Below are 19718 nucleotides of genomic sequence, written 5' to 3'. Positions count from 1 at the left end.
GGTCGATGATCTTTGTCTGGACTTTTGTTATCTCTTACTTTGCGAATAAGTATTTTGGCGCTCAATCTATGATAAGGACTTTGGTTCTTATTTTTCCGCAGATCATATTCAATTTTAATAATGATCAAGTTTATAGTTTTGTTGTATATACAAACTATATATTTGTCTTGGCGATAATTTTTTGCATACTAGCTATATCAAGAAATATTCCCTTTTCCTCACACCCAGAAAGAAACTTCAAGAAAAATATAGATAGGCTTCTTGATAGTGCTGCTCGTCTCGTGGTTGAGGGCGATATACAACGTTTAAAAGATCGGTCGATATTCCATCGGCTATATGTCTTATATCATCTTAATATCGTTATGATTTCACATAAGAATATCCTCTATTGGAAAGAGGGAATCAATGAAAAGGCTATTAAGGGTATGTCTACTGATCAAATGCGGAGGATTATTGATTTGCTTATGCTGGTCGCCAATCAAGTAAAAATTTTATATGGAATTGATAGGTCAAAAATGAATTTAGTGGCGACAAAAAGAATGCTCCGAGAAGCATTCATATGGCGGTGTCTAGCAGGAAAAATATTTTTTTATTTGTCAGGTAGAAAACGAAGGATTCATATCGACTCATTAAAGAGAGGGTATAGGCGGATATTTGATAGGGCCAACGTCGATGTCGGCGAACTAATGGAGCTTAGAGAGTGTAGCGAACAGTCAAAAGAAGGAGTGTCTAATTTCTTGTATTTTTTGGGTGTTACGCATTGTATTAATAACTATCTGGCTGAATTTTTTCGTTTGTCAGAATCAGTGGACTGGAAATACTTCTGTGAAGAGAGATGCCTCTGAACCGAATAGGTAAAAGTATGGAAAAGGTACCTCACGATGTATCTATAGGTGGGTTTTTTATTTCTCCTGTTCTGGTTGCAGGCGTACTTGGAGTTATGGCGGCATTACTTACTGCTAGGGTTCTGGATCGTTATCGTCTCTCTAGATACTTTGCAAATCCGCCAATTGTAGTTATTTCGTTAAGCATAATTTACTCAGTCTTTATTGGGTCGGTATTTGTGGGTATATGAGGGTGAAAAAGCATAGAAAATACATACTGACGGGAGGTATGGTTTTCCTTGCTCTATTTTCGTTGGTTCTCCAGTTCTGGAAATACGTTAATAATCCGTGGACAAGAGATGGGAAAGTCCAAGCGGATATAATTCAGGTTACTCCCAGAGTTTCTGGTCAAGTAGTAGAATTACCAATTCGAGATAACCAGTTTGTCAATGCAGGCGAGCTCCTATTCCAAATAGATCCAAGAATCTATGAGGCTGCCTTGGCGGAAGCCCGGGCTCAATATGAAGAGGCAATTGATACCTATAACGCACAAAGGGAAAATATTCTGGCTTATGAAGCCAGACTGCGGGAATCCTCTGCAGCAATAGACCTGGCTCAGAGTAATATCAATGCTCTGGATGCGGAAATCATGAAATCCAGAGCAGAGTTTGAGCGTCAACAGGAATTACTTCCTCAACGTGCCACTTCAGTGCGGTCCCTTCAGGCTGCGCAAGCTGATTATGAATCCTCTGTGGAGTATCGTGCGGGTGCAGAGGCCAGCCTCGCTGAGTCCTTAGCTGTTTTAGAGCAGTCACAGGCAGATTTGGCGAGAGTCCGGGCGCAACTTGGTGCTCTTGGAGCGGATAATCCAGGTGTGCGTGCAGCTCTTGCGATGGTGCGACAAGCTGAACTCAATCTTGAGTACACAACTGTTACTGCGCCAGTTTCAGGTTATGTAACAAATCTGGACTTTCGCTATGGTGATCAAGCTGTAGCGAACCAACCGGCACTATCAATAGTAGATGTTAGTACTTACCGAATAGAGGGCTATTTTCGAGAGACCTTTATCCGTCGAATTTCGCCAGGGGATAAGGCAATTGTAACATTGATGGCTTATCCCCATAGGCCCCTCAAGGGTTATGTAGAGAGTATTGGCTGGGGGATAGCGCAGGATGATGGAACTGCTGGTAATGACTTGCTGCCAAGGGTAAACCCAACATTTGAATGGATTCGTCTAGCACAGCGGATTCCTGTGAGAGTTCACTTAACGGAAAGGCCTGAGTCTGTTGATCTTCGTGTTGGGTTTACCAGTTCAGTGCTCATATTGAGCGATACTGCGAGCGCCGAACAAGATGAAGCGGCGCACTCTCCATAACTCCAGCTATATAAGCTCTATAGGCCAACGATTGGCTTTGGGCATTATTCATCTATTTATTGGCAGCGGCTGTATGCTGGGCCCAGACTATGTACCACCTCCCGTGACCATTGAGGATTCATGGGTTTACCAAAATGATAAACGCCTAGATATCCTGGAGGCGGTCAATCCCTTTTGGTGGCAATCGGCTTTCTCTGACCCGGTACTGGATGAGCTTGTAGCCCAAGCAATAGAAAATAATCTGGAGTTAAGATCTGCTGCTCTCAGGGCACTGCAAGCGCAACAGCTTTTGGCTATCGCAATTGGAGATCAATATCCACAAATACAGCAAATTGAAGGGCTTGTGGATCGTTCAAAATACGTTCGCTCGGGAATAACTGGAAACCTACAAAGTGAATATTATCTTAACTTTAATTTAACTTGGGAATTGGATATGTGGGGGCAGCTGAGGCGTTTGGTGAACTCGGCTGCAGCGGATCTTGAAGCTAGTATGGCTGAATATGATGGGCTACTCATTTCTATCATTGCGCAAGTAGCTCAGACATATATCAATATACGCACCGTCAAGCGTCGAATTGAAGTAGCAAGAGAAAATATTCGTATACAGAGAGAAGGTTTAAGAATTGCGGAAGTGAAATTTCAAGCAGGTGAAGTTAGTGCATTGGATGCTGAACAAGCACAAACTTTACTGAGTAATACAGAAGCTACTGTTCCCGGATTGGAAATTATTCTCCAGCAACTAAAAAATACCTTGGCAATACTGCTTGGTATGCCTCCGCATAGTCTGAACGATATACTTTCCGTATCGCCAACGGTACCTCATGTACCCGCAATCACAGCTATTGGTATGCCTCAAGATCTCTTAAGGCAGCGCCCGGATATCCGACAGGCAGAGCGCCTACTTGCTGCTCAGGGGGAACTGATTGGGGTTGCGAGAGCTGAGCTTTACCCAAACTTTTCGATTGGGGGGTTGATCGGAGCGATCGATATCAGAGGGGGCAGCTTAATGGTAGTAGCGATGCATGGGATATATTTTTGGAATTTGATTGGAATATCTTTAATTATGGACGACTGCGTAATAATGTCCGCTTACAGGATGCAACCTTCCAACAGCTTGTTTCAGACTACCAACAAGTTGTTTTACAAGCGCAGGTGGATGTAGAAAATGCAATAGTTGCTTATCTTAAATCACAAGAGCAACAGGTTTTCTATGAAACGGCTGCTCAGGCATCGAGGGAATCTGTAGACCTCTCATTTACACAATATATAGGTGGAGAAATAGAATTTAATACGGTCATTACAACCTTGGTTTCCAACCTTAATCAGCAGGATATACTTGTTGTCGCACAGGGTGCAGTGGCAACAAGTCTGGTGCAGGTATATTTGTCTCTTGGGGGAGGGTGGCAAATAAATGATGGACTTATGCCTTTAGAATTACTACCAGAGGAAACTATAGAGGATATGCTTAGACGTACTCATTACTGGGATAAGCTTTTAGATTAACTCATTACTATTAATCCAGATTCAGTTGTTTGATTATTCAATTGAGAATGGGCTCACTAACTTTAAAATATAAGATATGTATTCTTGATTATTAATTTAGAAATTTTTAAGCTTGGCTTTTCCGGGTAGTTCTGAGATTTTTTTTGCTCCGACCTGTTGCATTATCTGTGTTAGCTGTGCTTTCAATAGGTAAATTGCATGATCTGCTCCCTCTTTACCTAGTGCACAAACACTGTACATAAAAAAACGACCCAGAAAGCTGAATTGTGCTCCAAGAGAAAGGGCACTTGCTACATCTGCGCCCGACCTAAGCCCACTGTCTATAAGAAGTGGAATCTTACTCTGGTATGTCGTTTTAAGCTCCTGAACTAAGGGTAATGTAGCTTCTCCTTGGTCTAGTTGACGTGCGCCATGATTCGAAATAATCACTCCATCGGCACCTAATGCGATTGCTTTATCAACATCGGGTTTGCTCATAATACCTTTGATGATTAGTTTGTGTGGCCAACGATCTCGAATACTTTTTAAACTGTCAAAATCCAGTGGCCCCATAGTAGCTGTATTCATAAACTCAGTGAGTTCCAATTTCTTGCTCTCTTTGCTCATATATGGAGTAAGGTTCTTGAACTGGGGCAGCCCGTGCACGAGAGTGGCTAAACTCCAATGAGGCCGGATGGCTGCTTGATAGATGTTTTTTAGTGTAAGCTTTGGAGGCATAGCAAGACCATTGTAGAAGTCCCGCGGCCTTAAACCGAAGGTGGGTACATCAACGGTAATTGCTAGATTTTGATATTGAGCTCTCTCCAAGCGCTTGAGAAGATCGGTTAGGATGGAAGGTTCAGTGGGATTATATAGTTGGTACCACGCCATTCCCTGGGTTACTTCCGCTATGCGTTCTAGTGATTCAGAGGATACGGTACTGAGAATGTAAGGAATTTCATGTCTATAGGCAGCATCTGCCAGTATGACAGGAGCATCTGGCCACATTAGTCCCTGGAGACCTACGGGTGCAATTCCAAATGGTGCGCTGTAATGGTAATCAAACAGTTTGCAGCTTATATCCGGCTCAGTCGGCCGCTTGATGTATTGCGGTGTGAATTCGACAGATTTAAAGGGAATTCGATTTCGGCTAAGGCCTATATCATCCATACAGCCTTCAGTGAGGTAGTCATAGGCAAACTTCGGAATTTTCTTTTTAGCTTTCTTCCTTAATCTTTGGCTGCTTGCGAAGTGCCGATTAAATAGTTCATTGATTTGTACCATTTGGTATTTCCTGCCCGGTTATTTCCTTCAGGTTAGCAGTTGAAGTGTGAAGTATTAGTTCTTATTGAATTGCAGGAATCTTGGAGAGTATTAATTGTATCCAGGCTTCCTGTTCTGCTTTCGGTGAAAACATAGAGCATAACTTTAAATGTGCGACCTCAGTTTTCCAGTTTTATCTAACTCGAACCGTTTAAAGTCAGAAGCTAGCTGTAGATTGCCTCTGTATACAGATTGAGCTTCGAGGTATATGTCATTAATTGAGGGAGTTATATCAGCTCTTGATTGGTATCGCGGACTGAAATGGGTCAAAATCAGGTTGGGTACAGTTGCTTGCTCTGCAAAAGATGCCACCTGCTTGGCACAGCTGTGTCCGACCTTTACAGCTTTTTCAGCCATATCATCAGTAAAAGTAGACTCATGAACGAGAAGGTCACACTCTACGCAGGCTTTTTTTAACAATTCTGGGCTGTCATTATCTCCACAGATCACAATTTTTCTTGGCTTTTGCTTTCGGTGAAGAAACTCTGTAGAAGAGTATTCCCGGCCATTATAGATAATATTAATTCCGGCTCTCAGTTTGCCCCATAAGGGCCCTTGGGGGATGCCTGCTAGACACAATTTTTCGATATCTAAGGAAGCCCGTATTTTTCTCTCGGTAAAACTGTAAGCGTACGAGGGCACCCTGTGGGAAAGTTTAGTCAGGGAAATCATAAACTGTCCTTGGTCCAAGGTAGGTAATTTCTCCGAAGGAAAAAATTCAACTCAAATGGTAGGTAGAGTTCAGTGCATGCCTGCGTAGATATAAGCCAGTCACGTATAGCCTTTGGTGCTACTACAGTCAGTGGTTTAGCTCTGCCTTGCATCCCCGCACTTGCCAATAGTCCTGGTAGTCCATAGCAATGATCACCATGGACATGGGTGATGAAAATTGCGCTTAGAGAGTTTAAGGACAGGGGAGTATGAAGGATTTGATGTTGAGTTCCCTCACCGCAGTCGATCAGGTACCAGCTTTTACCTTGACTTTCTATTAATGCGACAGCGCTTACGTTTCTGTCCTTTGTGGGAGTACCGGACGATGTACCCAAAAACAATAGTTCCAATGAGCATTTACCTCTGTTGTTGCCCCCCAATCATACACACGATGTCAAGTCGGGAAGAGGGAATCATAGTTAGTATATTTGGCGATATCACAGTAACCAAGAAGCTGGGTAATCGGTGTTGACCTAAAGTAAAGTTGAGGTATTAAACTACTTTGCAAAATTGATTGGCAAAGAGGAAATGAGACAAATGACCGCAGAAACACAAAGAATCAACTTGCGAGGTTACTTGGAGCGTATCGGCTATAACCGCATGCCTGCTGTTGATTTACCGACGCTCAAGGGTCTCTTATCCCATCATGTGCGGACAATTCCTTTTGAGAATGTGACATCTTTTTTAGGGGGGCAGTAGATATTGAAATTTCCGCTATCGAGGATAAGCTCGTACGCCACTTGAGGGGGGATACTGTTTCGAGCAGAATGCTCTCTTGCGCGCTGCTTTGCAGCAGATAGGCTTTGCAGTTATCGGCCTTGCCGCGCGTGTCCTTTGGCAAACCCCAGTGGGACATCAACCTGCACAATCACACATGATACTGTTGGTAGAAGTAGATGAAGTCCCTTACTTGTTGGATGCAGGGTTTGGCAGTAATACACTCACTGCGCCGATGCGTTTGGATTCCACAGATCTCCAGACTACTCCCCACGGCACTTATCGTTTGACCCGAACAGATAATAGAGATTACCTGTTACAGGTAAAGGTCGAGGGGGTTTGGCAAGCTATGTATAGCTTTGATTTGAGTCCCCGTACGGCTGGTGATTATAAAATCGCCAATTGGTATTGCTGCACCCACCCGGAATCCCGCTTTGTAGAACACTTGATTGCAGCGCGGGCATTTTCCGAGGGGCGACATGCTTTGATCAATCGTCAATTGAGCTACCAGCCGATTATTGGCCCCAAAAGCGTAATAATGCTCGCCAATGTTAAGGAGCTTCGCCGAACTTTGTTGGATGTATTTGGTATTGAGGTGCCGACAGGTGCCGAAGTTGATCGGAGGCTGGCCAGTATTTTTCAGGGGCAGTCTTTCCATCAAGGTACAAAAAACGTCGGTGCAACAATCAGCAGAGTAGCCTCATGATTAAGGTGGGAGTTGTTTACCATTCAGTTTGCGGCACTACCAAGGCACTCGCAGAAGCTGTTGTAAAGGGGGTTAATAATCTAACCGGGTGTGAGGGGATAGCCTTGGCTGTTGAGGGACAGCATATACGGGCAGGGCGCTTCGATAACCAAAGAATAATGGCTCAGTTGGACGAGTGTGAGGCGATTGTGCTGGGTTCGCCAACTTTTATGGGGAATGTTTCAGCGCAATTTAAGTCATTTATAGATGCTGCCAGTGATCGTTACAGTGAGCTTAAATGGGCGGACAAGTTGGCTGCGGGATTTACTATTGGCAGCAACTACAGTGGAGATCAGCTTAATACCATCCAGGCCCTGCAGATATTTTCCTCCCAAATGGGAATGCTCTGGGTCCCTCTCGATATCTTACCTAGTCGGGATATACAGGGGAGAAATCGAGGTGGTTGCCAGTTGGGTTTGATTGCCGTAGAGGAGAGTGGGGGTGGTATTCATGAGCTGGATCGGCTAACTGCAGTATATTTGGGAGAGCGGGTCGGGCGTGTTGTCTCTAGAGGAAATTATACCGCCAGTATTTCTACGGTCGCTACCCTGCAAAGAGAGGAGGTGGAGAGAGTTTAGAGCCAATTAATTTGGCAGTCTTCTCCTGGGAGTAGTGCTTGAATTTTGGCTACTTGTTACTCATCTATCGACCTACCAAGTGCGAAGGGTTCGTAAATACCTGTGGCGCCATATGCAATTGCAAGTGAACAGCAACCTTTCGCTGCGGGATGCTTCTCCCGCAGCGAAAGGGCTGGGAATCGATTGACCCACCAATAGCATTAGCATCAAGTCTTTTATCTTTTGAATACAGCTTGGGGACTGCATATTTAGCCAACAGTAAATGTAAAAACTATACACTTACAAAGTCGTTATCATATATTTTAACTAATTAATTTAAAGATCCGAGTATTCGGTAATCAGAAGGTAAGGTTGAAGTTATATAGCGAACAAAGGGCGACTATTTGCGCTAGCAGCGGCTAAAAGAAGGGTTTGGACTTAACTTAGTAATAGCTAGCTTTGCGCGATAGAAATGATGCAACACAAGTCCTTTTTGTCTAGTCGTATCAATGCACTCAGTGATGGCGTTTTTGCTATCGCCATGACCCTGCTGGTGTTTAACATTCAAATTCCTGACTTGGTAGATATTAAGCCGGGCGAGGATTTTCAAACCAAAATGCAGCAACAGATTCCTCATATATTTTCCTGGCTATTGAGTGTTGCAATCCTTTGTCGTTTATGGCTCAACCACAATCACTTGATGGCTGATCATGAGTCTAAGTCTGTGGGCTTTACCAGCCTTAACTTTCTATTACTTGGTGCGGTTGCTTTTATTCCTTTTCCATCGGCTTTGTTGGGAGAGTATCCAGATCAAGCCTGGTCGGTAATTTTATTGTCCATCAGTTACGCAGTTGCTGCGCTGGCAATTGCAGGAATGTGGTTTATTGCTCCAAATAGAGCGAGTGTGAGTGGGAAAAGGGTGCTATTAGTGAGCATGGTCATGTTGCTGACCAGCATTTTGGCATGTCTCTTAACAATCTTTAATCCCTATTGGGGATTGGCGCTTTGGATAACGTACGTTGTGGGTATAGCTCCATTAGCTTACCTAATGGAGCGTTATGTCTTTGTCGAGGCTGATTAGTCTCTGATGGGAAAGGCCTGTACAGTGTAATACTACGGTTAACTCTTTTGTAAGGGGCAGCCGAACTCTTGCAACATTTTAATATGAGGGATTCCGGCTTCATAAAAAACAGGCCCCTCCGTTGTAAAACCAGCTTTAGCATAAAAGCCTTTGGCATGTTGTTGGGCGTGAAGGTAGACTTTGCGATAACCATGCTGTTTAGCATGATTACAGATTGCTATTAGTAGTTGAGCACCGAGTCCCAGGCCACGGGCAGCTTTGCTAATCGCCATGCGGCCAATCTTACCATCTGTTGTCAACCGACCAGTGCCAACTGGAATGCCTGTACGAAAAACCAGGAAGTGTTGTGCGCTTTCTTCTTGATCATCCCACTCCAATTCCATGGGAACATTTTGTTCTCGCACAAATACGGCTTCTCGAATTGCCCGAATTCTCTCCCTTTCACTATTCCATTCAGCTGGGCGAATGAGAGTGTCCATTTCAGAAGTCCTCAGGTGGATAGATCAATGTGCCCTGTGCAACCAGTTGATCGAGAAGGCCGCTGACTTCGGCTATTTCCGGGAAAGCTTCGATATCATTCCAGGTTACTTCATGGGAGTCAGCGAACTGTTCGGCAAATACCAGTGGGCAGGGGAAGGCCTCACCATCAACAAACAAAGTGGCTGGTTCGCGGCAAAAGGCAGCGCGGGAGGCGGGGTTTAATACCAGTTGTACTCCCTTGGGCATCTGCTCGCGCCAATCTACTGCGTCATCTGCATCCAATGCCACTGTGTCCGGGTATTTTGCTTCAGTCATAACCGCGCCAAACCACTGGGCGATTTTTTCCGGTTGCTGCAGCCACTCGCCGAGCTGTTGTTGCAGGCGGGCAACAGAGGCGGGATCAATTTCCGCTGGGTTTTTCGCCACTTCAGCACCGGCATCGGTGTAGCGCTGGCTGTCCGGTAAATCCATAGCGATTTCAGCGGCGAGATCTTCGAGGATCGCGGCGGCGGAAGGGGCGCGGAAACCAATGGAGATTGTGGTGCATCCGCCTTCGGCTATTCCCCAGTGGCTGTATTGGGGCGGCAAGTAAAGCATATCGCCGGGCTCTAGTACCCAGCTGTTTTCTGCTTCGAATTCTTTCAGGATATTGAGGGACGTTCCTTCAAGGCGAGGATTGCTTTCATCCACCTTGGGGCCTTGTTGCCACAAACGCTTGCCTTCGGCCTGGAGAAGAAACACATCGTAGTGATCGTAGTGGGGACCAACGCTGCCCTTATCGGCGGCATAACTGATCATCACATCATCCAGGCGCCAGTCGGGGATAAAGCGGAAGAAATCTTTCAGTTCAGCAATTTCTGACATCCACTGATCGACAGCTTGTACCAGCAGGGTCCAGTGGGTTTTAGGGAGGGAAAGAAAATCTTCTTCAGTGAATGGACCTGTGCGCAGCTCCCAGGGACTGCTCTTGCCATTCTCCAATACCAAGCGAGATTCGACCGCTTCCTCCAGGGCCATACCTGCGAGTTCTTCCCCGGAAATGGGCGACTCAAAATTGGCGAAAGCATTGCGTATCAGCAGGGGTTTCTGCTGCCAATAGTCACGCATAAAAACTTCGATGGGCATGTCGCCAAGATGGGTAAGGGGGCTGGCCACGGTAACTCTCACTGTCAGAAGGCTGGGGTTTGTGTCTGGATATTCTGAGGCTCGGAAACTATCCAGCGTACTGTTGTATTTTTTAAAGATGACCAGCCGCACCAGGTGCGGCTGGTAGCCGGACTCGTTTAAATTTTACGAGCCTGTTCCACGGCGTTACCGATATAGGATGCCGGAGTCATTTCCAGCAGATCGCTCTTGGCCTCTGCGGGAATCTCCAGGTTCTCGATAAATACTTTCAGGGTTTCACGGGTGATACCCTGGCCACGGGTGAGGGCCTTCAGTTTCTCGTAAGGCTCTTCAATGTTGTAGCGACGCATAACCGTTTGGATCGGCTCTGCCAATACTTCCCATGAATTATCCAGGTCTTCCGCCAGGCGCTCGCGGTTGATTTCCAGTTTGCTCAGGCCTTTCATGGTGGCGGCATAGGCAATGGCGGAATAGCCCGCACCCACCCCCATATTGCGCAGTACGGTGGAGTCTGTCAGGTCGCGCTGCCAGCGGGATACTGGAAGTTTGGCTGCCAGGTGCTGGAATACGGCGTTGGCGATACCCAGGTTGCCTTCGGAGTTTTCGAAGTCAATGGGGTTAACTTTGTGCGGCATGGTGGAGGAGCCAACTTCACCGGCAACGACTTTTTGCTTGAAGTAACCCAGGGAGATATAGCCCCACACATCGCGGTCAAAATCGATCAGGATGGTGTTAAAGCGGGCAACAGCGTCGAACAGCTCAGCAATGTAGTCGTGGGGCTCGATCTGGGTGGTGTAGGGGTTCCAGGTAAGGCCCAGGGAAGAAATGAATTCTTCAGCATTTTGCTCCCAATCAATATTGGGATAGGCGGACAGGTGAGCGTTGTAATTACCTACCGCGCCGTTAATTTTACCCAGTAGCGGTACCGCTTTAATCTGTGCTACCTGGCGGCGCAAGCGCGCGGCCACGTTGGCAAGTTCTTTACCAACAGTAGACGGGCTGGCTGTCTGGCCGTGAGTACGGGACAGCATGGGTACGTCGGCAAAGTCCTGGGCCAGGTCTACGATAGCGTCAATCAGGGCTTCCATCGCAGGCAACATGACGTTGTCGCGACCGGCGCGAAGCATCAGGGCGTGGGACAGGTTGTTGATGTCCTCAGAGGTGCAGGCAAAGTGTACGAATTCGCTCACTGTTGCCAGCTGGGCATTGCTGCTGATTTTATCCTTGAGGAAGTATTCAACCGCTTTTACATCGTGGTTGGTGGTGCGCTCGATTTCCTTGATGCGCTCAGCATCTTCCAGGGAGAAGTCGGCCACAATGCTATCGAGCAGCATGTTGGCAGCTTCGTCAAACTGCTCAACTTCGGCGATCTCTTTATGTGCGGAAAGTTTTTGCAGCCAGCGTACTTCCACTTCAACGCGGGCGCGGATCAGGCCGTATTCACTGAAAATTTCACGCAGGGGGGCAGTCTTGCTCTCGTAGCGACCATCAATTGGGGATACCGCTGTGAGTGCGGAAAGCTCAACTGTCATAGTAAATCTCCGGGATTAGTGTTCTATAGATTCGATATGTGCGATCCATTCGTCGGTCGCACGCAAAAGCTTTTTGCGTTGGAACAACAGGTGCAGGCGACGCCCACCCAGCTGTCGCCATAGTGTCGCCGAGCGAACACCGGCAAACAGCATTGAGCGAATTTGATTGGCGATACGTTGCTGTTGCAGGTAGTTAAAATCGCCGAGAACCTGAATACGAAAGCGGAAGGTGCCGAGGGTGTCACTATAGGTGCTGGCCAGATTGGAAAAGATATTTTCGTGCGTCAGTGAAAAGTGTTCGGCTTGACCCTTGGCTTTCTCCAGGCGGCTGCCGATAACGGAAAGCAGGTCCTTTTTCTTGCTCAATTGTCGTTGCAAGTAGAGGACGGAGAGTGTGTAGCGCAGGCAATCTGTGTACTCGGGATGTTGCCGGGACTGCAATATTTGTTTGGAGACCTTAAGGCCGGGCAGCAGGTGCTTTGCCCCTGCAAAAATATCCTCAGTGCGGTCGGGGTTAATCTGGAAGAGGCTGTACACCCCCGTTTCCAGTTGCGCCTGGGGCGCCGTGCCAGTTTTGGCAAGGCGCTCCACCAGAGTTGCGGATTGAAAAATTCCGGCCAGTGCCAATGCCTGATCCCGCCAGTTATTCAAAATTGCTCCTTAGTGCTTCTTGTATTTTTCCAGTATGGCGGAGCCGATGCCTGTGGCTCGCTCAATAACCGCGCCACCGAGGCAAACCTCGCCATCATACAGTACCAGGGATTGGCCTGGCGTGATGGCACGCTGTGGCTCATCAAACGCTACGACCAAGCTCCCATTTTCCTGTACATGCACTGTGCAGTCCTGGTCTGGTTGGCGGTAGCGGGTTTTAGCCTGGCAGCGGAATGTTTCACCTGGTGCGGCTGCGTTAATCCAGTGCGTCTGGCTAGCCTCTAAGCCAGTTGCGTATAGCAGGGGATGATGTGCGCCTTGTGCGACAATTAATACATTGCGCTCCAGGTCCTTACCCACAACATACCAGGGTTCTTCACCGGCGCCTTTTACGCCGCCGATACCCAGGCCTTGGCGCTGGCCAATGGTGTGGTACATCAGGCCCGCATGACGCCCCATTGTTTCACCTTCCGGCGTTTCCATATCCCCGGGTTGTGCGGGCAGATATTGCTCAAGAAAGTCCTTGAAGCGACGCTCACCGATAAAACAGATACCGGTGCTGTCCTTTTTATTGTGAGTAATAAAGCCATTTTCCTCGGCAATACGTCGGACTTCCGGTTTCTCCAGCTCCCCCAGCGGAAAAAGGGAGCGGGCAAACTCTTCTTCTCCAACGGCGTGCAGGAAATAGCTTTGATCCTTATTGCCATCGAGTCCTTTGAGTAGATAGGTGCGGCCATCTATATCACGGCGGCGAGTGTAGTGCCCGGTAGCAATCGCATCAGCCCCGAGAACCTCGGCATATTCAAGGAAAACCTTAAATTTGATCTCCCGGTTACAAAGGATATCCGGGTTGGGGGTGCGTCCTTCTTTATACTCTGCCAGGAAATATTCGAATACGTGGTCCCAGTACTCTGCGGCAAAGTTAGCGGTATGTAATTTGATACCAAGCTTTTCACAGACTGCCTGGGCATCCGCCAGGTCAGCCTTGGCGGTGCAGTATTCTGTGCCGTCATCTTCATCCCAGTTTTTCATGAACAGGCCTTCCACCTGGTAGCCCTGCTGGATCAGCAGGTGTGCGGCTACAGAGGAATCCACACCGCCGGACATACCGACGATGATGCGCTTTGGCTGTTTGTTGAGGGTGGAATCAGGCATAAGAAGAACAGTCACTACTTCACTGGCATGAAAGGGGGCGAATTTTACCTGCGAACGCCCCATTTGACCAAGACCGCTTTGATCTTCCGTTATAGATTATCGCTTTCGGCGCGGTCGATTGCGGTTGAGTGCTGGTTTTGTTCGGGGTTTGGGGGCGCCAAAAACCTCTTCTGTTCGATACTCGCCAGGCTTTAATGAGTCGAGCTTCCAGCGGCCTATCGCCACCCGGATTAGCCGCAGGGTAGGGAAGCCGACCGCTGCAGTCATCCGCCTTACCTGGCGATTCCGCCCCTCGGAAATAGTCAGCTCCAGCCAGCTGGTTGGAATCGACTTGCGTTCGCGAATTGGCGGTGTGCGGGGCCAGGGCTCCCTATCAGGCAGGCGCCTGGCCTTGGCCGGTGCGGTTCGGCCATCCTTCAGGTCTACCCCTTGCCTGAGCATATAAAGAGCATCATCAGTAATTTCACCCTCCACCTGGGCCCAATAGGTCTTGGGCATCTTCCGCTTGGGGTGGCTGATTTGATGTTGTAGCGCTCCATCATCAGTCAGCAGTAGTAAACCTTCAGAATCGTAGTCCAGGCGGCCCGCCGCATAGAATCCCTTGTGCTGGATATAGTTAGCCAGAGTGGCGCGATCCTGATCATCTGTAAATTGGCTTAATACGCCAAAAGGCTTGTTGAGGAGAATAATCTTTGCCATAAGAAAAATTGAGTATTGTAATCCAACTACAAAAATTAACCGAGGCTGCTATAATCCCGCCGTTTTTTATCCCCGCCCAATGGTCCCGGGGGAGCGGTGCAAGCAACGCTGGACCTAAAAAGTCATAGAATTTTGGGAGTTTACGCAATATGGGTCATATCCAAGTGCCGGCAGACGGCGAAAAAGTTACAGTCAATTCCGACGGTTCGCTGAATGTTCCGAATCGCCCGGTTATTCCTTTCATCGAGGGTGACGGCATCGGTGTGGATATCACCCCGGTAATGCGCAAGGTGATCGACGCGTCTGTAGAAAAAGCTTTCGGCGGCGAAAAGAAAATCGAGTGGATGGAAATCTACTGCGGTGAGAAAGCGGCAGAGACTTACGCTGGCGACTGGTTCCCGGCTGAAACCCTCGAAGCGATCAAAGACTACGTTGTTAGCATTAAAGGCCCTCTGACCACTCCAGTAGGTGGAGGTTTCCGTTCCCTGAACGTTGCCCTGCGTCAGGAGCTGGATCTGTACGTATGTCAGCGCCCGGTGCGCTGGTTCAGCGGTGTACCTTCTCCGGTTAAAGAGCCGAACAAGGTAGACATGGTTATCTTCCGTGAAAACTCCGAAGATATCTACGCTGGTATCGAGTGGAAAGCTGACACTGACGAAGCTAAGAAAGTTATCAAGTTCCTGCAGGACGAGATGGGTGTTAAGAAGATCCGTTTCCCTGAGAACTGTGGTATCGGTGTTAAGCCGGTTTCTGCAGAAGGTACCAAGCGTCTCGTGCGCAAGGCTATCCAGTACGCTGTGGACCAGGATCGCGATTCTGTAACCCTGGTACACAAAGGCAACATCATGAAGTTCACCGAAGGTGCCTTCGCTGATTGGGGTTACGAGCTGGCTCGCGACGAGTTTGGCGCTCAGCCGCTGGACGGCGGCCCCTGGCACAGCTTCAAGAATCCGAAGACTGGCAAGGAAATCGTTGTTAAGGACGTAATTGCTGACGCTATGCTGCAGCAGATCCTGCTGCGCCCGGCGGAGTATGACGTAATTGCTACCCTGAACCTGAACGGCGACTACTTGTCTGACGCACTGGCTGCACAGGTTGGTGGTATCGGTATCGCTCCGGGCGCAAACCTGTCCGACGACGTTGCCCTGTTCGAAGCAACCCACGGTACTGCGCCCAAGTACGCTGGCCAGGACAAGGTTAACCCGGGCTCCCTGATTCTTTCCGCTGAGATGATGCTGCGTCACCTGGGCTGGAACGAAGCTGCTGACTTAGTAATCAAAGGTATGGAAGGTGCTATCGAAGCCAAAACCGTAACCTACGATTTCGAGCGTCTGATGGACGGTGCTGAGCTGAAGTCCTGTTCTGCGTTTGGTGACGAAGTTATCAAGCACATGGCATAAGGTGCCAAATTGGATGCCGGGCTGTGAGGCTCGGCTCCGATAGTAAAAAGGCCCTTCACTGTGCTGTGAAGGGCCTTTTTTTGCGTGCGAACTTGCCGCAATAAGGCTAGTCGAGAGCCTCCGCTTCCTTTTCTCTCGCGCTCTCGGCATAGGCCGGTTCGGAGTTTGGAATGGAAGGTTTGCTGGCAGTGGGCATATCGCCCGAGGGCACAGTAGAAATATTGGCGGCGTGGTAGCCTTTATCGCCCCTGACGATATCAAAGGTGACTTGCTGACCAGCTTTCAGGGTTCGGTAGCCTTCCATCTGAATGGCGGAATAGTGCGCGAACAGATCCTCCCCTCCTTCATCTGCAAGAATAAACCCATATCCCTTTGCGTTGTTGAACCACTTCACGGTACCGGTAGGCATAACGAATTCCCTCTAATTGCCTGAGTGACCAGTTGGCCACCTTACAGAGTTTTTATATTTATTTGACCTGCGGATTAATCGACTGCGATCCTATCTGCGATTAACGGCTGTGAACGTGCAGGCACTAACTCTTGTAGTCAACTGGTATGGGAATGTCAAGAAACGCAGGTGGACTCTGTGATGTCTCTGTGTCGTTGGTCAAATAAGGTTACAATGGCAGGTTGTTGATGGTTGCGCAGGTTGCAACATCGAGGCTTTAAAAAATTCATTGATAATTGTTATGAGTATTCCGCAGATCATTACACTAAGCTCCGATATGTCAGAGGGAGACAGTTACGACTTGGAGGATTCCGATGGCGGGCTTGCACTGGAGGAGGCGCCACCCAAGTTAAAGCAGCCTCCCATGTATAAGGTCATTATGCTCAACGATGACTACACCCCCATGGACTTTGTTGTAGAGACTTTGGAACTGTTTTTTTCAGTCAACCGGGAGCGCGCCACGCAGTTGATGCTGCAAGTACACACGCGGGGAAAAGCAGTGTGCGGTGTCTATACTCGGGATATAGCGGAGACAAAGGCCGCGCAGGTCAATCAATTCGCCCAGGAGAATGAGCACCCCCTGTTATGCGAAATTGAGGCGGATGAAAGTAAAGAAGATTGATCTTGAATAGAGCTGCTTTTAAACAAGGGTCCCGTCACCTGAAGGGAATCAGCCAGGATATAGACGCCGGCAAAGGGTGCGCGCCTACCAGCGGAGTCGGCGGGAAATATTGGCGATTAGGGTTTGAGGTTTAGATGCTCAGCAAGGACTTAGAGGTAACGCTTAATCTGGCGTTCAAGGGTGCGCGCGCTAAACGGCACGAATTCATGACCGTAGAGCACCTATTGCTGGCGCTTTTGGACAATGAATCTGCGGCTGATGTGTTGCATGCCTGTGGAGCCGATCTAAGCGCGTTGCGACGTGAGTTGCTGGAGTTCGTAGACTCCACAACGCCATTAATCCCAGAGGCTGATACAGACCGTGAGACTCAGCCCACACTCGGGTTCCAGAGGGTCCTGCAAAGGGCCGTTTTCCATGTCCAGTCATCCGGTAAAAAGGAAGTCACAGGGGCTAATGTCCTCGTTGCTATTTTTTGTGAGCAGGAAAGTCAGGCTGTTTACTATCTGAAACAGCAGAGTGTTGCTCGTATTGATGTGGTGAATTACATCACCCATGGCATTTCCCGCGTAGGATCCAGTGGTAATAATCACCACCATGGCTCCGATACGACGCCTGAACAGGTTGATGAAGAGATCAGCGGGGGTGCAGAGCCAGGTGGCTCCGATCCACTGGAAAGTTATGCGACCAACCTGAACCAAGAGGCTATCCTCGGCCGCATTGACCCCCTGGTAGGGCGTGGGCCCGAAGTGGAACGGGTAACCCAGGTTCTGGCCAGGCGCCGCAAAAACAATCCGCTGCTTGTTGGTGAGTCTGGTGTTGGTAAGACCGCCATTGCTGAGGGGCTTGCTCGCCGTATAGTGGACGAAGATATTCCTGAACCGCTCAAAGACAGCACTATTTATTCCCTTGATCTTGGCTCCCTTCTGGCCGGGACAAAATACCGGGGAGATTTTGAAAAGCGCTTTAAAGCATTGTTGGCTGAATTAAAAAAGCGCGAGCACGCAGTACTGTTTATTGACGAAATTCACACGATTATCGGTGCGGGTGCGGCTTCCGGTGGAGTGATGGATGCCTCCAATCTGCTTAAGCCACTGCTTTCCAGTGGCCAGCTGCGCTGTATAGGCTCAACGACATTTACTGAGTACCGTGGGATTTTCGAAAAAGATCGGGCACTTTCCAGGCGCTTCCAGAAAATTGATGTCAGTGAGCCTTCGGTTGAAGAAACCATCCAAATCCTGCAGGGGTTACGGAGTTGTTTCGAAGACCACCACAAGGTGCGTTTTACCGATGCGGCCCTGGATGCCGCGGCACAGCTTTCCAGTCGCCATATCACCGAGCGATTCCTGCCGGATAAAGCAATTGACGTTATTGATGAGGCCGGCGCCTACCAATCCCTGCTACCTGCGGAGACTCGGAAGGAAGTAATTGGAGTTGGTGAAATTGAGTCCGTGATTGCGAAAATGGCCCGGATTCCAGCCAAGAGCGTATCGGCATCGGATAAGGAACAGTTATCCAAATTGGACGACAACCTGAAGATGGTTGTGTTTGGCCAGGATAGTGCCATTGAGGCGCTGAGTACGGCGATCAAGCTTAGCAGGGCGGGTCTCGGTGCGGAGGAGAAGCCCATAGGTTCCTTCCTCTTCTCTGGCCCAACCGGTGTCGGGAAGACTGAGCTGTGTCGCCAGTTGGCTAAAGTGATGGGAATCGAGTTGATTCGTTTCGATATGTCCGAGTATATGGAGCGCCATACGGTTTCCCGTCTGATTGGTGCTCCGCCGGGCTATGTCGGTTTTGATCAGGGCGGACTGCTGACTGATTCTGTGACCAAGCATCCCCACAGTGTTGTGTTACTGGATGAAATTGAGAAAGCACATCCAGAGGTGTTTAACCTGTTATTGCAGGTGATGGATCACGGTACTCTGACTGACAATAACGGCCGCAAGGCTGATTTCCGCAACGTTATTCTCATCATGACCACCAATGCAGGTGCTGAGCTGATGAGTCGGCGTTCTATTGGCTTTTCAAATCAGGATCACTCCACCGACGGCATGGAGGAGATCAAGAAAATGTTCACGCCGGAATTCCGCAATCGCTTGGATAGCATTATCCAGTTCGGGTCATTGCCGCTGGATGTGGTGAAGACGGTGGTGGACAAGTTTATTGTTGAGCTGCAGGCGCAACTTGATGATTCCCGCGTAACCTTGGCTGTAGATGATGAGGCCCGCGAGTGGCTGGCAATTCGTGGTTATGATGAAAAAATGGGTGCGCGTCCAATGTCGCGCCTGATTCGTGACAAGCTGCGCAAGCCCCTGGCCGAAGCTGTGTTGTTCGGTGAATTGGCAGAAGAGGGTGGGCGTGTTGCGGTCACTATCGAGGGTGATGAGCTGGCGATAAAAACTGCGGTTCCAGCCTGACTTTACCTCAGGTTCAACCGAAAAAAGCCACCTTGCGGTGGCTTTTTTTGTCTGGACAAGCGGCCCTTAAGGCACTTCCCCAGGCGAGCAGTTTAACGGGCGCGGTAGGTAATGCGGCCCTTGCTCAGGTCGTAAGGGGTGAGTTCCACCTTGACCTTATCGCCAGTGAGGATACGAATGTAGTTTTTGCGCATTTTTCCAGAGATGTGCGCAATTACCACGTGTCCGTTTTCCAGCTTTACGCGGAAAGTGGTATTTGGCAGGGTGTCAATCACCTCGCCTTCCATTTCAATATAATCGTCTTTTGCCATGCGGCAGCAACCTTCAAATAACTTGATCAGACCATTTACCCCGGTGGCGCTTTGGCCTAGCCGCGG

General features: G+C 48.7%; 21 protein-coding genes and 2 pseudogenes. 12 read left to right on the top strand and 11 right to left on the bottom strand.

What is annotated here, in order from left to right; all coding sequences use genetic code 11:
• Positions 1–5 precede the first annotated feature (5 nt).
• The 5 genes and pseudogenes from P3339_RS12825 to P3339_RS12810 all read left to right on the top strand — a co-directional run bounded on the left by P3339_RS12825 (position 6) and on the right by P3339_RS12810 (position 3702).
• The gene (locus P3339_RS12825) at positions 6–845 is read left to right on the top strand and encodes a hypothetical protein (protein ID WP_282950727.1); all 840 of its coding nucleotides are present in this window, start codon (positions 6–8) and stop codon (positions 843–845) included.
• Entirely contained in the window at positions 836–1075 is a 240-nt protein-coding gene (locus P3339_RS23505; protein WP_026305314.1) for a DUF1656 domain-containing protein, read from the top strand. Before P3339_RS12825 ends, P3339_RS23505 begins: the two co-directional genes overlap by 10 nt.
• Positions 1072–2199 carry an HlyD family secretion protein gene (locus P3339_RS12820; RefSeq protein ID WP_353056826.1) on the top strand — a complete coding sequence of 376 codons (1128 nt, stop codon included), beginning with the start codon at positions 1072–1074 and terminating at the stop codon, positions 2197–2199. Before P3339_RS23505 ends, P3339_RS12820 begins: the two co-directional genes overlap by 4 nt.
• Positions 2177–3184 (top strand): annotated as a pseudogene (locus P3339_RS12815) (efflux transporter outer membrane subunit); the annotation flags it as partial. The gene P3339_RS12820 and the pseudogene P3339_RS12815, both read left to right, overlap by 23 nt.
• Before the next feature lie 50 nt (positions 3185–3234).
• Entirely contained in the window at positions 3235–3702 is a 468-nt protein-coding gene (locus tag P3339_RS12810) for a TolC family protein (protein WP_502867304.1), read from the top strand.
• A 96-nt stretch (positions 3703–3798) separates the two neighbouring features.
• On the opposite strand, the gene P3339_RS12805 is transcribed toward P3339_RS12810, so the two are convergent.
• The 3 genes from P3339_RS12805 to P3339_RS23500 all read right to left on the bottom strand — a co-directional run bounded on the left by P3339_RS12805 (position 3799) and on the right by P3339_RS23500 (position 6056).
• Positions 3799–4965 carry an alpha-hydroxy acid oxidase gene (locus P3339_RS12805; protein ID WP_282950725.1) on the bottom strand — a complete coding sequence of 389 codons (1167 nt, stop codon included), beginning with the start codon at positions 4963–4965 and terminating at the stop codon, positions 3799–3801.
• Positions 4966–5109: 144 nt separating this feature from the next.
• Positions 5110–5676, bottom strand: coding sequence for an MBL fold metallo-hydrolase (locus tag P3339_RS12800; RefSeq protein WP_282950724.1), 567 nt, complete (start codon positions 5674–5676; stop codon positions 5110–5112).
• The gene (locus P3339_RS23500) at positions 5673–6056 is read right to left on the bottom strand and encodes an MBL fold metallo-hydrolase (RefSeq protein ID WP_502867332.1); all 384 of its coding nucleotides are present in this window, start codon (positions 6054–6056) and stop codon (positions 5673–5675) included. Before P3339_RS23500 ends, P3339_RS12800 begins: the two co-directional genes overlap by 4 nt.
• A gap of 196 nt (positions 6057–6252) precedes the next feature.
• Between P3339_RS23500 and P3339_RS12795 the strand changes: the two genes are divergently transcribed.
• The 4 genes and pseudogenes from P3339_RS12795 to P3339_RS12780 all read left to right on the top strand — a co-directional run bounded on the left by P3339_RS12795 (position 6253) and on the right by P3339_RS12780 (position 8815).
• Positions 6253–6414 (top strand): hypothetical protein, encoded by a 162-nt coding sequence (locus P3339_RS12795; protein WP_282950723.1) that lies wholly within the window; start codon positions 6253–6255, stop codon positions 6412–6414.
• 58 nt (positions 6415–6472) lie between these two features.
• Positions 6473–7138 (top strand): annotated as a pseudogene (locus P3339_RS12790) (arylamine N-acetyltransferase family protein); the annotation flags it as partial.
• Positions 7135–7755 carry a flavodoxin family protein gene (locus tag P3339_RS12785; protein ID WP_282950722.1) on the top strand — a complete coding sequence of 207 codons (621 nt, stop codon included), beginning with the start codon at positions 7135–7137 and terminating at the stop codon, positions 7753–7755. The pseudogene P3339_RS12790 and the gene P3339_RS12785, both read left to right, overlap by 4 nt.
• 451 nt (positions 7756–8206) lie before the next feature.
• The gene (locus P3339_RS12780) at positions 8207–8815 is read left to right on the top strand and encodes a TMEM175 family protein (RefSeq protein ID WP_083922847.1); all 609 of its coding nucleotides are present in this window, start codon (positions 8207–8209) and stop codon (positions 8813–8815) included.
• A gap of 38 nt (positions 8816–8853) precedes the next feature.
• On the opposite strand, the gene P3339_RS12775 is transcribed toward P3339_RS12780, so the two are convergent.
• The 6 genes from P3339_RS12775 to P3339_RS12750 all read right to left on the bottom strand — a co-directional run bounded on the left by P3339_RS12775 (position 8854) and on the right by P3339_RS12750 (position 14457).
• Entirely contained in the window at positions 8854–9294 is a 441-nt protein-coding gene (locus P3339_RS12775; RefSeq protein ID WP_020415253.1) for a GNAT family N-acetyltransferase, read from the bottom strand.
• 1 nt (position 9295) lies between these two features.
• On the bottom strand, positions 9296–10450 hold the full coding sequence (locus P3339_RS12770; RefSeq protein WP_282950721.1) for a cupin domain-containing protein: 1155 nt from the start codon (positions 10448–10450) through the stop codon (positions 9296–9298).
• A gap of 128 nt (positions 10451–10578) precedes the next feature.
• Positions 10579–11952, bottom strand: coding sequence for an adenylosuccinate lyase (gene purB / locus P3339_RS12765; RefSeq protein WP_282950720.1), 1374 nt, complete (start codon positions 11950–11952; stop codon positions 10579–10581).
• A gap of 15 nt (positions 11953–11967) precedes the next feature.
• Positions 11968–12603, bottom strand: a complete 636-nt coding sequence (gene hflD, locus P3339_RS12760; protein ID WP_020415256.1) for a high frequency lysogenization protein HflD — start codon at positions 12601–12603, stop codon at positions 11968–11970.
• 9 nt (positions 12604–12612) lie between these two features.
• On the bottom strand, positions 12613–13758 hold the full coding sequence (gene mnmA / locus P3339_RS12755; protein ID WP_282953588.1) for a tRNA 2-thiouridine(34) synthase MnmA: 1146 nt from the start codon (positions 13756–13758) through the stop codon (positions 12613–12615).
• Between the two features lie 96 nt (positions 13759–13854).
• Positions 13855–14457, bottom strand: coding sequence for a pseudouridine synthase (locus P3339_RS12750; RefSeq protein ID WP_282950719.1), 603 nt, complete (start codon positions 14455–14457; stop codon positions 13855–13857).
• Positions 14458–14606: 149 nt separating this feature from the next.
• Here P3339_RS12750 and icd point away from each other — a divergent pair, with 149 nt between their 5' ends.
• On the top strand, positions 14607–15857 hold the full coding sequence (gene icd / locus P3339_RS12745; protein WP_020415259.1) for an NADP-dependent isocitrate dehydrogenase: 1251 nt from the start codon (positions 14607–14609) through the stop codon (positions 15855–15857).
• 106 nt (positions 15858–15963) lie between these two features.
• Here the strand turns inward: icd and cspD are convergent, their stop codons facing one another.
• Positions 15964–16266, bottom strand: a complete 303-nt coding sequence (gene cspD / locus P3339_RS12740; protein WP_020415260.1) for a cold shock domain-containing protein CspD — start codon at positions 16264–16266, stop codon at positions 15964–15966.
• Positions 16267–16546: 280 nt separating this feature from the next.
• On the opposite strand from cspD, the gene clpS reads away from it, so the two are divergent.
• Positions 16547–16927 (top strand): ATP-dependent Clp protease adapter ClpS, encoded by a 381-nt coding sequence (gene clpS / locus P3339_RS12735; RefSeq protein ID WP_020415261.1) that lies wholly within the window; start codon positions 16547–16549, stop codon positions 16925–16927.
• A gap of 134 nt (positions 16928–17061) precedes the next feature.
• A complete protein-coding gene (clpA, locus tag P3339_RS12730; RefSeq protein WP_020415262.1) occupies positions 17062–19341 on the top strand; it encodes an ATP-dependent Clp protease ATP-binding subunit ClpA in 2280 nt (759 codons plus the stop codon).
• Positions 19342–19433: 92 nt separating this feature from the next.
• Here the strand turns inward: clpA and infA are convergent, their stop codons facing one another.
• Positions 19434–19652 carry a translation initiation factor IF-1 gene (gene infA, locus P3339_RS12725; protein WP_010130378.1) on the bottom strand — a complete coding sequence of 73 codons (219 nt, stop codon included), beginning with the start codon at positions 19650–19652 and terminating at the stop codon, positions 19434–19436.
• Positions 19653–19718: the final 66 nt, after the last annotated feature.

The sequence above is a fragment of the Microbulbifer sp. MLAF003 genome (assembly GCF_030012965.1).
GTDB lineage: Bacteria > Pseudomonadota > Gammaproteobacteria > Pseudomonadales > Cellvibrionaceae > Microbulbifer > Microbulbifer variabilis.
The sequence above is the reverse complement of the archived record's forward strand: the minus strand, read 5'-3'. Positions and strand labels throughout refer to the sequence as shown.